Source organism: Nocardiopsis sp. L17-MgMaSL7 (assembly GCF_003182025.1).
GTDB classification, from domain to species: Bacteria; Actinomycetota; Actinomycetes; order Streptosporangiales; family Streptosporangiaceae; genus Nocardiopsis; species Nocardiopsis prasina.
The window spans coordinates 272,882-288,433 of record NZ_QGTF01000007.1 but is presented as its reverse complement, the minus strand read 5'-3'; the positions used below and the strand labels follow the sequence as shown (position 1 = coordinate 288,433).

The following is a 15,552-nucleotide window of genomic DNA, read 5'->3' as shown; positions in this document are numbered from 1 at the left end:
GGGCGTGGGAGACCCCACCCCGTGTGCTCAGGCCAGGAGCATCCAGGCGCCCTGGCCGAGCATGGCCGCCCCCGCGACGAAGAACAGCACGGAGGCGCCGACCTGGATGGCCCTCTCGGGCAGCTTCTTGCCGAGGACCGCGCCGATCGCGATGGCGATGGCGTCTGCCGCGACCATGCCGACGGTGGAGCCGATCCACACGGGGAGCCAGTGGTACTGGGTTCCCACGGTGATGGTGGCGAGCATGGTCTTGTCACCGAGCTCCGCCACGAGGAAGACCACGAACACGGTCACGAACCCGGAGCGGATGCGGCGGGAGGCGGCCCGCTCCTCGTCCTTGTCGGTCATCTCGTCGCCGCGCAGGGTCCACAGTCCGAAGACCAGGAACGCGAACCCGGCCGCGAGGGTGAGCCAGTCGGTGGGGATGGCCGTGCCGAGGACCTCCGCGATGAACACGCTTCCCAGGTGCACCACGGCGGTGGCGACGGTGATCCCGAGGATGACGGTGAGGGCGCGGTAACGGGTCGCCAGGGACATCGCGACCAACTGGGTCTTGTCGCCCATTTCGGCGATGAAGATGGCACCCGTGCTCACACCGAGGCCGATCAGAAAAGCTGACATGGTTCTCCTGCTGTCCGTGATGGGCAGAAGGAGGCGGAGAACGCCCCTTCAACCCGGTCGTTTCCTACCGGGTCAAAGGTCTCGTCCGCCCGCTGTACTGGGCTCACACGGCCGGGACGTCAACGTCCAGTGTGTCGACCGCGCACATTGGGGACTACTCCCCTTCGACACCCAAGACATTACCAGAACCATTGTTGATGGCAATTTATTGATCTGGCGAATTGAATTCTCAGGTTGGCCTGATAAAGGAGTTAGAGGCGCCTAACTTATTTCTTGGGCGTCTTGTCGCCGCCGCGGTCGCCGCGCTGGCGAGGAGGAGGGTGACGGACGGTGCCCCGCGCCAGGCGTCCGCGGGCGGAGCCGGGAGGGCCCCGGGGCCCGTACTGCTGGTGCCGCCCGGATCAGAGGCTGACCCCGAGCAGCACCGGCTCGTTGACCAGGCGCACCCCGAAGGCCGCCTCGACCCCGGCCCGCACCTCGCGGGCCAGGTCCAGGAGGTCGGCCGTGGTGGCGCCGCCGGGGTTGGTGAGGGCCAGGGTGTGCTTGCCGGAGATCCGTGCGGGACCGTCGCCGTAGCCTTTGGTGAACCCGGCGCGGTCGATCAGCCAGGCGGCGGAGAGCTTCACGTTGCCCGCGTCGTCGGGGTGCCCCGGGATCTCGGTGTCGGCCCCCAGGCGCGCGCCGGCCCGCTCGCGGAAGGCCGCGTACTCCTCGGCTGACAGGACCGGGTTGGTGAAGAACGAGCCCGCGCTGCGGGTGTCGGGGTCGGCGGGGTCCAGGACCATGCCCTTGCCCGCGCGCAGCCCGAGGACCACCTCGCGCGCCCGGACCAGGGGCACCCGCTCCCCCGCGTCCACGCCCATGGCGCGGGCCACCTCGGCGTAACGGACGGGGCGGCTCAGCGGCCCCCGGCGCAGCTCGAAGACGACCTCGCACACCACGTACCGGTCGTGGCCCTTGAAGGCGCTGTCGCGGTAGGTGAAGCCGCAGTCGGCGTTGGACAGCGTGACCAGCTCACCGGTGGTGCGGTCCAGGACCAGCACCTCGTGGACGGTCTGGCTGACGTCCTGGCCGTAGGCGCCCACGTTCTGAATGGGGGTGGACCCCACCCGGCCGGGGATTCCGGAGAGGAACTCGACGCCGTTGAGGCCCTCGGCGACGGTCCGCTCCACCAGCGGGTCCCACTCCACACCCGCGTCCGCCCTCAGCAGGACGATCTCCTCGCCGGTCTCCGGGTCGGTACCGGCCTCGGTCGTGGTGACGCCCTGGGAGGCGACCAGGACCACGGTGCCGGGGAACCCGTCGTCGGCGACGACCAGGTTGCTGCCGCCGCCGAGCACGAGCACGCGCTCACCCGTGCGGTCGGCCTCGGTGACCAAGCCGACGAGCTCGTCGGTGGAACTGGCGGTCCGGAAGGCCTTGGCGGGGCCGCCCAGGCCGAGGGTGGTGTGGTCGGCGAGCATCGTGGACACGGGCATACCTCTTGCGGAGAGAACGAACGCGGGCGCGGATGGGGACGGTCGTGGCCCTGTGGGCTACGGGGCCAGGCGGACCACGGCGGTGGTCTTGGCCAGGACCTTGGCGCCGCCGGAGCGGGCGGTGAGCAGAACGGTGACGGTGCCGTCGTCGTTCTTGGCCTTCACCTTGCCGCCGACGGTGATCTCGGCGCCCTGGTCGTCGTCCGGGACCACCACGGGCGCGGAGAAGCGCACCGCGTAGTCGACGACGCTGCCGGGGTCCCCGGTCCAGTCGGTGACGACCCGGCCCGCCTCGGCCATGGTGAACATGCCGTGCGCGATCACGTCGGGCAGGCCGACCGACTTCGCGAACCGCTCGTTCCAGTGGATCGGGTTGAAGTCACCCGAGGCGCCCGCGTAGCGGACCAGGTCCAGACGGCGGACCGGGAAGGCCCGCTCGGGGATCTCGGTCCCGACCTCGACGTCGGCGTGCTTGATCCTGTTCACTGTCTTCCCCGCTTCCTAGGAACCCCGGACGACGAGCATCATGCCCGCCGTCACCACGTGCTCGCCGTCGGCCGCCTCGGCCACCGTCTCCATGGTGATGAGCTCGTTGCCGCCCAGCGCCTTGATGTCGGTGATGCGGGTGACCGTGCTCAGGACGTCGCCCGCCTGGAGCGGGCGGCTGTAGCGGAAGCTCTGGTCGCCGTGGACGACCCGGGAGAAGTCCACCCCGAGGTACGGGTCGGCCAGGGCCAGGGCGGACCCGGCCATGCCCAGGATGACGGGGAAGGTGGGCGGGGCGATGACGTCGGCGTACCCGAGGGCCTTGGCGGAGGCCCTGTCGAGGTAGACGGGGTTGAGGTCGTTGATCGCCTCGGCGAACTCGCGGATCTTGCCGCGCGTCACCTCGTAGGCCTCGGGGGCGGGGTACTCCCGGCCGAGGTAGTCAGGGTTGATCGCCACGCTCTGTCTCTCCTGTGCGCTGTGCGGTCACGGTGCGGGGGCACTGCGCCCGCCGATCCGTGCCGGCCATAACAAAAGCCCGGTGAGCGAAGTGCTCACCGGGCTGGAGTCTACGAGAAGCCGACCGCTCCCTGCCGGGGACGACGGACCTGGAGAACCTAGCGGGTCTCGCGGTGGTCGTTGTGCTTGCGGCAGTTCGGGCAGAACTTCTTGATCGTCAGACGGTCGGGGGTGTTCCGACGGTTCTTGCGCGTGATGTAGTTCCGGTGATTGCACTCCTGGCAGGCCAGGGTGATCTTCGGCCTCACGTCTGTGGCAGCCACTTCGGAGTGCCTTTCTCGCTGGAGACATTACCTGGGCGCAGTTGAACACTGCTGGAGACCCACGACGACCCCTGAGTACTGCGCCTCAGGGGTCAGCGGGTTGGTAGCGGGGGCCGGACTTGAACCGACGACACAGCGATTATGAGCCGCTTGCTCTACCGACTGAGCTACCCCGCCCCGATCAGAACGGAAGGACATCCTAATCGCGGATGTCCCTCTGTCAAGGCCGGTGAAGTTCCACCGGCCACCCACCTGAGTGGACCGGAACCTCGTCAAGTGGTGGAGCCCCTTTACGGAATCGAACCGTAGACCTTCTCCTTACCATGGAGACGCTCTGCCGACTGAGCTAAAGGGGCGCGCTGTGGGACTTTCTCTCGTCCGCCCCGGGGGCGTACCCCCTTGCGCTGAACATGACTATACAGGGATCCGGGGGTGGTCTGCCAAATCGAGCACCGGGCACCCCCGCGGGGGTCCGCCGCAGGACCCGCCCACCCCCTCCCCCGCACCAGTCGCGGAACACGGAAACCCCTGCTCAACAGGGGTCCTGGGGCTCCGAAAGCACCCTCCGCGCAGCCTCGGAAGGAGCCCGAAAAAGGGCCCGGTGTGACGCCGTGCACCCCGGTCCGGGGCATGCGGGGCGGGCAGGCCCTCAGGAGCCGCCCTCGGCAAGCCAGACGTTGGACATCGCGTCGCGGTTGATCGTGCGGATGTCGGCGGGCAGCCCCAGCCTGCGCAGGGCGTCGGACAGCCGGGTGTCGTGGGTGAACACGATGAGCTGCCGGTGCCGTCCCACCTCGGCCAGGACCGCCGCGAGCCCCTCCACGGTCTCGGTGTCCATCGCCTGGACCGGGTCGTCCAGCAGGAGGAAGCCGAAGGGGTTGCCGTCCACCAGCGCGCGCGGCAGGCAGATGGACAGCGCCAGCGCCTGGAACTCGCCCTGACTGAGCAGCCCGGGCGCGCTGGTCTGGTCGTCGACGCCGTCCACGGAGACGTCCACCTCCACCCTCCGGCGGGCGCCCCGGCCGATCAGCCGCATGCCCTGGAGGTCGATGTGGCGTTCCTGGCGCAGCCGGAACCAGACCTGTTCGGCCTGGGAGGCCACCGGCCCCAGCCGCTCCGCGCGCACTCCGCGCGCGTGCTCGGCCAACCAGTTGAGGGCCGTCTCGGCCACCGCCAGGGTCTCGCTCGCCGCCACGGAGTCCTGGGCGTCGTCCAGCCAGCCGGAGAGGCGTTCGGCGAGGTCGGCCCATCCGTTCGTGGGGTCCTCCAGCCGTTCGGAGGCGTCCCGGCGGGCACTGACCGCCGCCGCGCGGAGTCTGCGGCCCACGGACTCGATGTGCTCGGCCAGCTCCCCGAGGTCCTCGATGTCGGAGCCGGACTCCCAGAGCGCCCACACCTGGCCGAGCTCGCTCTCCGGCGGAAGCCAGGTCGGCACCGGGGAGAGCAGGAACCGGGCCTGGTCGCGCGCGGCGGAGGCGCGGTCGTAGGCCGCCGAGGCCGTGGCGGCCTGGGGCCGGAGCGCACGGAGCTGCGCGTTGGCGCGGCGTACCCAGTCGGCGCCGAGCGCGCCGGTGGTCGAGCAGGTGGGGCAGGTGGTCTCGGTGGGGTGGCGCTTGTGGTGTTCCAGCGCCTGTTCGAGGAGTTGGACCACTCCGTGCGCGTGGTCGCCCTTGCTGCCCGCCGCCATGGCCAGTTCCATGGCGGCCCCGCGCAGTTCGTTGACGACGTCGGCGATGAGTGTGCGCTCGGGAACGGCCAGGCGGCGCAGCCGGCGCAGGACCACGTGCAGGGCGGGATCGCTGGGGCCGTCGTCGGAGGCGACCCGGCGCAGGGCCTCCAGGTCCATGGAGGGGGCGGAGAGGACTCCCACCGCCTGGACGGCGCGGGGGTCGTTGGAGGCGCCCAGCACCTCCAGGAGGGGCCGCAGCTCGCGGGAGGGCCGGTCACGGCGCCGGACCAGGCCGTCGCAGACCTTGGCCAGGCGGCGTTCGGCCTCGGCGAGCCCGGTGAGCCCGAGCAGGGCGGTGAGGGTGTCGTACAGTTCCGCCGCCCGGCCGGTGACCGTGCGGCCGAGTTCGTCGTAGGACAGGAAGGGGCGGTAGCGGACGAGGTTCTCGCCCCAGTCGAGGGTGCGCAGGGGGGAGACGTCGCCGTTCGGGTGCACGACCTCGCCGCGCGCGGAGCGGACGCTCTCCCCGGTCCAGCGGCGGCTGATCCGGGTGGGCCCGGGGTCCCCGGCGATGTGGATGTCCACGGTCGCCTCGGTGCGCTCGTCGTAGTGGAGGTTGCGCCAGCCGTCGCGCCAGCCGGTGGGCATGGCGTCCCAGCGCGGGTTGCGCCCGGTCAGGGCGGCCTCGGCGGCCTCCGCGAAGCTCGACTTCCCCGACCCGTTGCGGCCGACGATGACGGTGAGGCCGGGGCTCGGGGAGAAGGTGAGGTCGGCCGGGCGGCCGATGCCGCGGAACCCCTGGACGCGGATGCCGGTCAGGTAGGCCCGTCGCACCCGTCCGGGCGGGGCCTCGGGGGTCCCCGCGGGGACGATCCCCGGGATGTGCTCGCCCCTCAGGAGCGCCTCAAGCGCCTCCTCACCCCACAGGGCGGCGCCGACCCAGGTGCGGACCTCCTCGGACAGCCCCGAGCGCGCCAGAGCGTCGAGGAGTGCCTTGGTAGTGGGGTCCTCGGTCTGGGGTGCGGCCGCGTGGCCGTCCCGTCCTGTGCGTGTGTCCGCCTCGGGTCCCCGAGTCACCTTCGCCACCCCGCTCCGTTCTCGAACCTGCACCAGCAGAGTAGGACAGGACGGGAGGAAGCGCGCTGGTGATACGCGCGCCGGTCGGCACCCGTGACCCGTTCCACCCACGCCGGACCTCGGGGTTCCCGAGGACCGGAGGTGACCCAGGCCACTGTGGCACGGTCGGCGGGCGCGCGTCGGCGTGTTCGCCGAACCCGCTTCCGGCGGAGGACGGCGTCCGCCGGGACCGCCGGGTCACACACCGACGAGCCGCCTCCTGCTGCCGTCCCAGGTGAAGTGCAGGGTGGCGATCCCCGGGACGTTGGGGTCCCGCAGGCACTCGTAGATGTTGAGGCTCGGCACGCTCGCGAAGCAGCCCCAGACGCGTTCGGACGTGAGCACGAAGTCCAGGTCGAGTTCGACCAGCAGGCCGAGCAGGCGTCCGTGCGTGGGTTCGTCGACCTTGGCGAAGGCGTCGTCCAGCAGGATCAGGCGCGGCGCCCACGGTGCGCGGGCGGCCAGGGCGTCGAACTGGGCGGCGGCCGCGGCGAACAGCACGAGGTAGGCGACCACGCGCTGTTCGCCCTGGCTGAGGGCGGTGCGGTGGCCCAGGCGGCGCTCGTCCCCGGCGGAGTCGGTGACGTAGACGGTGAAGGTGAACCAGGATCGGTAGTCGAGCGCGGCCCGCAGCTGGGCGCCGCCGGTGGCGGTGGGGTCCAGGCGGCGGATGGCCTCGATGCAGCGGCGCAGGGCGTCGCGCAGGCGGGTGGTCTGGACCCGGGTGCGCTCGTTCGCGGGGGTGGCCAGGAGCGGGACGACCGCCTCGACGTCAGCGCCCGCGTCGGGCGCCAGGCTCCAGTCCAGGCGCACGCCGAGCCCTGCGGACGTGGTGACGTCCTTGAGGACGTCGTTCATGGTCGCGATGAGGGCGCGGGCCTCGTCGATCTGGCGGGAGAGGTGTCCGGCGAGCTCGCCCAGCAGGTGGCGTTCGAAGGCCTCCTCCTCGGCGACGGCCACGGTCTCCTCGGCCCTCACGACCGCCTCGGCGACGCGTTCGGCGTAGGAGGTGACGTCGTGGGCGCCGTCCTCGTCGTGGACCGTGAGGCGTTTCACCCCGCGCGGCTCGCTGAGCTCGGTGCGGGTCTGGGCCCAGCCCACCGAGGTGAGGAGGCGGTGCAGCTCCTCGCGGCTGCCGAGGATGGCGCTGTCGTCGACCTCGGCGACGCCGTCCTGGGCGGCGAGGCCGTCCTCCAGCTGCGCGGTGAAGGAGGCCAGGAGGGCCAGGCGCTCGTCCGGTCCGGTGGTCTCGGCTTCGGGGTCGCCGATGACCGCCGCCAGGTAGCGGGCCAGCGGCGCGTCGTCCCCGGCGCAGTCCTCAAGCCCGGCCGCGCGGAGCAGCACGGAGTCGGGGACGGTGTCCTCGGTACCGGTGACGGAGCGGCTGTCGGGGTCGCCGATGGTGGTGACGGAGGAGACCAGGGCCTCCCCCACAGCCAGGGCGCGGCGGACCTGTTCGGCGCGCTCGGTCGTGGCGACGTCGAGGCGGGCCTCGGCGCTGACGCGTTCGTCACGGGCGCGCTGGGCGTCGCGTTCGAGTTCGGGGAGGCGTTCGGCGGCCTCCTTGGCGCGTTCCTGGACCTGGGCCCGGGCGGCGTCGATCTGCTCCGAGGCCACGCCCCGGGCGCGATCGCCGAGCTCGAACTGGCGGCGCACGGTGATCATGTCGTCGATCGCGGCGGCGCGGGCGTCCTCGGCGAGGACGCGGGCGGCCCGGGTGCGGGACCACGCGGCGACGTGGCGTTCGTGGTCGGCCAGCTCCCAGGCGAGGACGTCGAGGTCGCGCAGGGCCGAGGCGATCAGGACCCGCAGGTGGTCCAGGGCGCGCAGGGCGCTGTCGAGTTCGGCCCGGACGGTGGGCAGGTACTGGTCCCGGGCCGCCTCGGTCAGGCGGGTGCGGATGCCGAGGAGTTCGGCCCGGGCGGACTCCTCGGCCGTCCGCGCGGTGTCGTGGGCGCGGCGGGCGGCGGCCACGTCGGCCCGGGCGACGTCGAGGGTGGTCCAGGCGCGGATGAGCGGGGCGGCCTCGGGGAGGTCGCGGGAGACCGCGAGCAGTTCGGTGTAGGAGTGCTCCACCGCCCAGCGGCGCTCCCCGGCCTCGGCGAGGAGGGCCTCGGCGATGGCCATGCGCCGGTCGGTGTTGGCGGACTGGCGGTCGCGGGCGCGCTTGCGCGCGGCCTCGCCGATGAACTCGGGTTCGCCCTTGTAGTGGGCTCCGGAGGCCACGCCCAGCCGCCAGCCGCCGGAGAGCGACATGGAGCTGACGGTGGTCACGGCGCTGTCGCGGCGGTGCTTGGGCTCGGTGTCCTCGGCGCTGCCCGGGGTCTCGGAGTGCAGGGCGATGGAGGAGAGCAGGGCGCGGAGGTTGTCGACGTTCATGCCCCGGTCGGGGAAGGCGACGGGGACGAGGACGTCCAGCAGGGTGCGGCCCTTGGCGGGACGGGCCGGGGTGACCATGAGGTCGCGCGTGGTGGGGTCGTAGAGGGTGCCGTCCGCGCGGATCCACCCGGAGAGCAGTCCGCTGGCCTCCAGGGCGGCCTCCAGTCCGGCCTGTTCGCGCTGGGTGAGGCCGTCCGCGAAGTCCACGGCCAGGTGGAAGGGGACGCCGTCGCCGTTGGGGCGCGGGTAGGTGGCCCAGGCGGGTCGCTCGGGGGCGCTGTCGGTGTTGCGGGCGCGGCGGGCGGCGAGTTCGGCGAGTTCGTCGGAGAGCTGGCCCTCCTCGTTGACGGCGACGTCGCGGCGGGCGCGCAGTTCCTCCAGGAGGGGGTCCACGGCGGTGTGGGCGAGGCGGGCGACCGTGGCCGGGACCTGGGGGTCCAGCACGCGCAGGGAGTCGGTGATGGGCAGTTCGACGCTGCCCTCCAGCTCGTGGATGGCCTCGCCGAGGGCGTGGGCGTGACTGGAATCGCGCAGCCGGGCCGCCCAGGCTCGCACGCCGTCGGCGTAGGAGGTGCTCTCGGCGCGCAGGGCGGTGATGGCCTCCTGCTCGCGGGTGTGGGTGTGCTCCAGGACGGACTCGGCGCTCTCGGCCTCGCTGGTCAGGGCGACCAGGCGGCGGTCGGCGGCGGCCTCGGCGGTGGTGAGTCCGGTCAGCCGGGTGGCGAGGTCGGTGCGGTCCGCGGCGGCGTCGGCGCAGGAGGTGAGGCGGTCGTGCAGGCGGCCGAGGTGGTCGCGCAGGTCAGCGAGGTCGACGCCCTCGACGGGTGCGCGCTCCACGGCCTGTTCGAGGCCTTGGAGGTCGACCCGGGTGGTGCTCTCCCGGGGGGCGTGCACGGAGGTGTGGGCGTCGGGGACCTGGCCGAGCGCCTGGGTGTCGAGCCCGGCGGCGGTGGCCGCGCGCGCGGCCTCCAGGTGGGTCTGGCGCAGGACCTCCAGGGCCCGCTCGATGGTGGTGGTGTCCTCACCGAGGCGCTCCACCGCGTGGGTCTCGGTGGTGGCGGCGTGCTCGGCGGCGGCCCAGGCGGCCTCGGCCGCGCGGATGTAGGCGCCGACCGCCGCGTCGTAGGCGCGGCGCTCGTTCGTGGTGGCGGTGGCGGCGCCGTTCTGGGCGGCGGCGAGGGTGCCGTCGTCGGCGTCGGCGGTGTCGCGGGTACGGCGGGCCTGGTCGCGTGCCTCGGCGATCTGGCTCTCCGCGGTGATGAGCTCGTCCAGCTCGGAGCGAAGGCGGTCGGTCTCCTCGGTGCGGCGGGTGCAGGCGTCGAGCTGTTCGCGGACCTCAGCCGAGCGGGCGCGCAGGGTGTGCAGGAGGTAACCGTGGTAGTCGGTGAGGAAGGAGGCCACTCCGGCCCCGGCCTCGGTGAGGCCGTTCTTCTCGCTCCGGGCCTGTTCGAGGTCGGCGATGTTGCGGGCGACCTCGTCCAGGACGGACTCGTCCATGGGCGGGAGGGCCTCGGACAGGACGCCGACCAGCTCTCCGGCCTCCAGGCGGTCGCCGATGGTGGGGCGGCGCAGGCGGTAGAGCAGGTGGATGAGGTTGCGGTAGCGGACGGAGTCGTCGATCCCGAACAGGTCGCGCATCACGCGGGCGCGGTAGGGGACGGCGCTGGTGAAGCAGTTGTCCGCGCCGATCTCCGAGCGCAGCCGGTCCACGGGCTTGGGGCGGCCGTCGGTGACCAGGTCGAGGTCGTGCCCCACCCGGCGGTCGGTCACGAAGAACACGCAGCGCGGGTCGGCGTCGCCGACGGCCATGACGGCCGCGCCGAGGGTGATGTGCCGGGGCGGGGCTCCGGGGGCGTCCGCGTCACCGGTGTCCGCCGGGGCCTCGGAGTCGGTGGCCGGGTCCGCTGCGTTCGCCGGGTCCGCCAGGGGGTCGGCGGCGGGAGCCGGGGCGAGGGCGGCAAGCAGCGCGGAGGCGGTGGTGGGACCGGCCGGGGCGGGCCCGGCGGAGCCGCGCGAGGAGGCGGCCGCGTCCAGGCCCCGGTCGCCGCGCGCGGTGGTGAACTCGACCCACAGGTAGCCCAGTCGGGTGGCGGGCCCTGAGCTGGCGTCGGTGTCGCCGCGGGAGGGGTCGGTACCGTCAGCGGAGGCGGTCCCCCCGTTGTCGGACACGGGTTCGGCGGGGCCGCCGAGCAGGTCGGGGCCGGTGCCCTCCTCGACCGGCCCGCGCGCCGCGCGGGGGTCGTCGGCCATCAGCCAGCGCAGGCTGGTGCGGTTGGTGCCGGTGGTGTCCAGACGCCGGACGTCGCCGTCCAGCAGGAAGGGCAGCAGCATCTCCAGGGCCTTGGACTTGCCCGCGCCGTTGCGGCCGCGCAGCAGCAGCCGCCCCTCGGCGAAGTCCAGGACGTGGTCGTCGTACTGCCACACGTTCCTGATGCCCGCGCGTTCCAGGCGGTAACGGGGGGTGTCGGCAGGATCAGCCGGAGCCGTCCCGGGGGCCTGGATCGTCTCCTGTGTCACCACTGGTCGCGCTCACCTTCTCGTTCGCCACCGCTTGCAGCACGGACGTCACCCGGTCGAGGTCGTCTCGGGGGTCGGTCTGGGGATCGGGTTCGTCCTGACCGGAACCACGCGGTTGCGCGGGGAGTGTCCGGCTGTCTTCGTCATTGTCCTGGATCATCGGGACGCGCTCGTCCACGTCGGCGCCGAACCGGGCCGCCGCGGCGGTGAGCGCCCACTGTCCGGGGCCTCCCGTGAGCAGGCCGAGGGCGGCGAGGAGCTCCAGCGCGAGGGCCGACAGCCGTTCCGGGTCGGGAATCTCGGGTCCGGCGGTGCGCGCCCACTCGGCGCGGACCGGGGCGTCGGCGCCGCCGAAGGCGTCCAGCGCGGTACGTAGTTCCAGGTCGGGAACGGGGACGGAGGTGGCGGGGCGGCCGGGGTGCAGGCGGCCGGAGAGGTGACGGACCAGGGACAGGGCGGTGCGGCCCACCGGGTCGTCGGAGGGGAAGCGCTGGGCGGCGTCGGTCTCGTCCGGCATGACGAGCGCCACACCCTCGGCGCGGATCTCCGTGTCGCAGCCGAGGAGGTTGCCCAGGGCGGCGGCGGCCCGCCACTGGTGGGCGGCGAGGCGGTCGCGCTGGCGGTCGGGAAGGTGTTCGCGGTAGACCACGGCGGTCTCGGCGAGCAGGCGGCGCAGGGCGACCTCGCCCGCCTGGTCGCCCTCCGGGTCCGGGTCGGCCGCGTCGGCGAGGAAGGAGTCCGGGTCGTCCCCCGCCCGGGGCAGGTGGGCGGTGACCGCGCGCAGGGCGCCGGTGTCCGGGGTGAGTTCGACGTCGACCACGGGGTCCGCCTGGTGGGCGCGGACGGTTCCGGCGGTCTCGGTGAGCGCTCCGAGGCCGACCAGGTGGTGCAGGGCCGCGCAGAAGGCGCGGCGTTCGCCGAGTCCGCGTCCGGGGTCGGCGTCGATCCCGGCCTCCCGGGCGGCGGCGCGGACCCCCGCCGTGAGGGACCGCGCGGTGGTGGGTCCGGTCTGTTCGACCAGGACCGCGAGCGCCAGCGCCAGGTAGGTGTGGGTGCGCGGGGTGAAACGGGCTCCGGTGGCGCGTTCGGCGGGGCGGACGACCTCGTCGACGAGCCCCCGCTTGACCAGGCGGGCGTGTTCGTCGGCCACGGTCAGGCGGTAGCCGAGGACCCGCTGGAAGCGCTGGACGAGCCACTCGGCGTGGGAGCGCACGAGGGAGAACTCGGCCGGGTGCGTACGCCGGGTGAGCAGGGGCCGCGCCATGAGGGCGCGGGCGGCGGCCTGTCGCTCACCGATGAGGGCGGCGTCCTCGGTGTGCGCGCTGGTCTCCATCACTCCCACCTTCCGGTCCGGTGCGTGTCCGTGACGATGCCGATGGGACCGGTGGTCTCCACGTCGGGGTCCGAGGGGTCGGCGGCGGCCTGGGGCGCGGGGCCTGGGGCCGGGGGTTCCGAGTCGGCGGCGGCCGGGGGTTCGGGATCAGCGTCGGCCGGCGGTTCCGGGTCGGTGTCGGGCGCGGCAGCCTCAGCAGGGGCGTTCGGGCGCTCCCCGGGCGGCGTGACCACGGCGTGCTGTTCGTAGGAGGTGACGCACAGGCTCAGACCCTCCAGCGTCAGGTCGCCGCCCTCACCGCGGATGGTGAGCTCCGCCCCGGGTGAGGCGTGGACGTGCAGTCGCAGTCCGAACTCCAGGTCCCCGGCGGAGGTGGGGCGGCGGGAGGCGTCGCCGGAGCCGAGCGCGGCCGTGAGGAGCTCCATGAGGACCTCCATGCCCGCGCCGGACAGGTCCAGCCGGGCGCGGTCGGCGGTGGGTGCGGTGAGCAGGGAACGGATCTGCTCCGCACCGGCACGGCGCCAGTGTGCGGAGGACTCGGCCGCGTCGCGCAGGCGGGCCTGCTGGGCCCGGTGGTCGCGCACGGGTTCGGGCGGGCGGGTTCCGGGGTGTTCGGTGACGGTGCTGCGGTCGGCTTCGGCGTGCCACCAGCTGGTGGTGGCCGCGACGGTGTCGTCGACGCGCCCCTCCAGGTGGCATGCGGGGTGCAGGGCGAAGGCCGCCGTGGCCAGTGCCTCGGCGCGATCCGGTTCGGCGCCCTCGAACCAGGCGGCCAGGCGCAGCAGTGCGGCGCGGCCGTGCCGTGGCACCGGTCGGTCACCGGTGCCCTGTCCTTCGTCCGCGCGGTCGTCCGCCCACTGGTTGAGTCCCACAACTCAGCAGACTAGAGACCTCCGGGGCTCGCCACGCCCGGTTCGGCCACCCCGGACCCCGGTGAACACCACCTCGCGCCCGATCTGACCAGCGAGTTCGAGAGTTTTCTCGACTTTGGGAGGATTCGGGGAAGCGAGGGCGGAGTCGAAGCTCACGTTCGCTCCGCCCCGGTCTCAGTCCTCGGCGGGGCCGGGAAGGGTGAGCCGTCCGCCGTCGGCCTCGTCCAGCGCGTCCCGCTGCGCCTGTGGCATGTCGTCGTCGTACTCGGTGACCGTGTAGGTGGAGAAGTACCAGATCCCGTCCACCTCCACGGGGTCGCCGAGTTCCAGCTCCACGTCGTAGGGGTCGTTCTGGCAGCCCTGGTCCATGCACCAGGTGCCCAGGATCTCGCCCTCACCTCGTGCGCGGGTGTGGTCCCACTCGTCCCACTCCATGTCGGAGAAAGTCGTGGACCCCGTGGCGACGTAGGTCTGCGGGCGCTGGTCGTCGAAGCCCTCCTCGTCGCCGTGCAGGTTGAGGACCTGGACCTCCCCCTCGGCGGCCGGACCGTCCCCTGACTCCGGGGAGCCGTCCGTTCCCGGGGCGTCGTCCTGCGCGGTGGGGTCGTCCTGTGCGGTGGGGCGGTCGTCCTCGGGTTCCTCCGACTGGCCGCAGGCCGGGACCGTCAGCACCAGGGCGGTTCCGAACAACAGGGCGCGGGCCAAGAGTGCGGGCTTCAACCGGCCTCCTAGGTTCGATGGGATCGCGACCATCCTCGTCGCGGGAAGCGGCAAGGCCCCCCGGCACACGCCGGGGGGCCTCGAACCCGCTCTGTTCCGTCACCGGAGCCCTGGGGCTCCGTCGACCACGCTCAGGTGGTCAGTAGCCGTAGCCGTGGTCGCCCTCGGCACGGTCGTGGTCACCCTTGTCAGCACTGTCGTGACTGATGTTGGTGCTCGCCGGGCCGTTGACGCAGTCGCCAGCGGTCTGCGGCGACAGGATCGGCACGTTGGCGCCGACCAGGCCGACAGCCAGCTCGGTGTTGCACAGCTGAATCGGAACCAACTGGAGGTTCTGATTGAACTGCTGGTCGCCACCGTGCGAACCGGCGGACGCCGGGGCGGCCGCGAGCATCGCGCCGAGCGCGACACCGGCGATCGCCGTGGCGGCGGTGAACCTGCGCAGCATGTGCGGTTCCCCTAGTCGATGTTGGTGCTGATCGGGCCGTTGACGCAGTCGCCCGTGGTCTGCGGCGACAGGATCGGCACGTTGACGCCAGCCAGGAGACCGACAGCCAGCTCGGTGTTGCACAGCTGGACCGGGATGGCCTGGAGGTTCTGGTTGTACTGCTGGTCGCCACCGTGGGAACCGTGGGAGGCGGACACGGGAGCAGCCGCGAGGATGGCGCCGAGAGCGACACCGGCGATGGCGGTGGCAGCGGTGAACTTACGCATTGTGGGGTTCTCCTAGTCGATGTTGGTGCTGATCGGGCCGTTGACGCAGTCGCCCGTGGTCTGCGGCGACAGGATCGGCACGTTGACGCCGACCAGGCCGACGGCGGCGCTGGTGTTGCACAGCTGAACCGGAACCAGCTGGAGGTTCTGGTTGTACTGCTGGTCGCCACCGTGCGAGCCAGCGGAGGCCGGGGTGGCGGCCAGGACGGCGGAGAAAGCAGCACCAGCGACGAGGCCGGCAATGCCGAGCTTACGCAGCATTGAATTACCCTTCGAAGAAGTTTGAGATATGGTCTCGGTCGAACCGATTGCCGGAACTAGCTGATGTTGGTGCCGATGGGGCCGTTCACGCAGTCGCCCGTGGTCTGCGGCGACAGGATCGGCACGGTGACGGCAACCAGGCCAACGCTGCCCGTCAGGTTGCAGGACTGGATCGGGACGAGCTGCAGGTTCTGGTTGAACTGCTGGTCACCACCGTGCGAGGCGTGAGCGGGAGCGCCCATGAGGAGCGCGCCCATCGCGGCACCAGCGACCAGGCCAGCAGCGGTCAGCTTCTTGATCATGTTTCCCCCGAGAATTCAAGCGAGGCATTGACAGAAAAAGACGCAGGCGCTTTTGCACCTGTGTCGCGGTGGACTGATGCAATCATCATCCGCCCCCCGATTTTTGTCAACGCCGAAACTCCACCAGCCAATTGTCCAGATTGCCGGTTGAATTCCTTTTGCCCTTGAAAACAAAAGGGATGATGCGGTGATTTATCGGCCCGACTCGACCCCACCGAAACGATCAAAGATCACACAGAGTGACCGAAGCGCACTCGGAGCGTGACCATCTCGCAACCGCCCGAATCATCTGACCGCCCGTG

Annotated in this window: 14 protein-coding genes and 2 tRNA genes; all 16 read right to left on the bottom strand. The window is 72.2% G+C overall.

Annotation, left to right across the window (positions count from 1 at the left end; translation table 11 throughout):
* Positions 1-27 precede the first annotated feature (27 nt).
* The 16 genes from BDW27_RS14910 to BDW27_RS14835 all read right to left on the bottom strand — a co-directional run bounded on the left by BDW27_RS14910 (position 28) and on the right by BDW27_RS14835 (position 15,250).
* Complete coding sequence (locus BDW27_RS14910) at positions 28-621, bottom strand: TMEM165/GDT1 family protein (protein WP_017543026.1); 594 nt, start codon at positions 619-621, stop codon at positions 28-30.
* A gap of 401 nt (positions 622-1,022) precedes the next feature.
* Positions 1,023-2,099: a UDP-N-acetylmuramate dehydrogenase gene (locus BDW27_RS14905; protein WP_199560660.1), complete on the bottom strand. Its 1,077-nt coding sequence runs from the start codon at positions 2,097-2,099 to the stop codon at positions 1,023-1,025.
* Positions 2,100-2,156: 57 nt separating this feature from the next.
* Positions 2,157-2,585, bottom strand: coding sequence for a MaoC family dehydratase (locus BDW27_RS14900; RefSeq protein ID WP_110049727.1), 429 nt, complete (start codon positions 2,583-2,585; stop codon positions 2,157-2,159).
* A gap of 15 nt (positions 2,586-2,600) precedes the next feature.
* Positions 2,601-3,044, bottom strand: a complete 444-nt coding sequence (locus tag BDW27_RS14895; protein WP_110049725.1) for a MaoC family dehydratase N-terminal domain-containing protein — start codon at positions 3,042-3,044, stop codon at positions 2,601-2,603.
* A gap of 158 nt (positions 3,045-3,202) precedes the next feature.
* Complete coding sequence (gene rpmG, locus BDW27_RS14890; protein WP_026117477.1) at positions 3,203-3,367, bottom strand: 50S ribosomal protein L33; 165 nt, start codon at positions 3,365-3,367, stop codon at positions 3,203-3,205.
* A gap of 101 nt (positions 3,368-3,468) precedes the next feature.
* Positions 3,469-3,544: transfer RNA gene (locus BDW27_RS14885), tRNA-Met, on the bottom strand.
* A 103-nt stretch (positions 3,545-3,647) separates the two neighbouring features.
* Positions 3,648-3,723: transfer RNA gene (locus BDW27_RS14880), tRNA-Thr, on the bottom strand.
* 293 nt (positions 3,724-4,016) lie between these two features.
* Positions 4,017-6,122: an AAA family ATPase gene (locus BDW27_RS14875; RefSeq protein WP_017543031.1), complete on the bottom strand. Its 2,106-nt coding sequence runs from the start codon at positions 6,120-6,122 to the stop codon at positions 4,017-4,019.
* A gap of 228 nt (positions 6,123-6,350) precedes the next feature.
* Positions 6,351-11,051, bottom strand: coding sequence for an SbcC/MukB-like Walker B domain-containing protein (locus tag BDW27_RS14870; protein WP_110049723.1), 4,701 nt, complete (start codon positions 11,049-11,051; stop codon positions 6,351-6,353).
* The gene (locus tag BDW27_RS14865) at positions 11,005-12,381 is read right to left on the bottom strand and encodes a TIGR02678 family protein (RefSeq protein WP_110049721.1); all 1,377 of its coding nucleotides are present in this window, start codon (positions 12,379-12,381) and stop codon (positions 11,005-11,007) included. The genes BDW27_RS14870 and BDW27_RS14865 overlap by 47 nt, the downstream gene beginning before the upstream one ends.
* Positions 12,381-13,253, bottom strand: a complete 873-nt coding sequence (locus BDW27_RS14860) for a DUF2397 family protein (protein WP_110049719.1) — start codon at positions 13,251-13,253, stop codon at positions 12,381-12,383. Before BDW27_RS14860 ends, BDW27_RS14865 begins: the two co-directional genes overlap by 1 nt.
* Before the next feature lie 174 nt (positions 13,254-13,427).
* A complete protein-coding gene (locus BDW27_RS14855; RefSeq protein WP_110049717.1) occupies positions 13,428-13,973 on the bottom strand; it encodes a hypothetical protein in 546 nt (181 codons plus the stop codon).
* A 139-nt stretch (positions 13,974-14,112) separates the two neighbouring features.
* Complete coding sequence (locus BDW27_RS14850) at positions 14,113-14,421, bottom strand: hypothetical protein (RefSeq protein ID WP_110049715.1); 309 nt, start codon at positions 14,419-14,421, stop codon at positions 14,113-14,115.
* An 11-nt stretch (positions 14,422-14,432) separates the two neighbouring features.
* The gene (locus BDW27_RS14845; RefSeq protein WP_017543036.1) at positions 14,433-14,687 is read right to left on the bottom strand and encodes a hypothetical protein; all 255 of its coding nucleotides are present in this window, start codon (positions 14,685-14,687) and stop codon (positions 14,433-14,435) included.
* 12 nt (positions 14,688-14,699) lie between these two features.
* The gene (locus BDW27_RS14840; RefSeq protein ID WP_017543037.1) at positions 14,700-14,948 is read right to left on the bottom strand and encodes a hypothetical protein; all 249 of its coding nucleotides are present in this window, start codon (positions 14,946-14,948) and stop codon (positions 14,700-14,702) included.
* 56 nt (positions 14,949-15,004) lie between these two features.
* On the bottom strand, positions 15,005-15,250 hold the full coding sequence (locus tag BDW27_RS14835; RefSeq protein WP_017543038.1) for a hypothetical protein: 246 nt from the start codon (positions 15,248-15,250) through the stop codon (positions 15,005-15,007).
* Positions 15,251-15,552 lie beyond the last annotated feature (302 nt).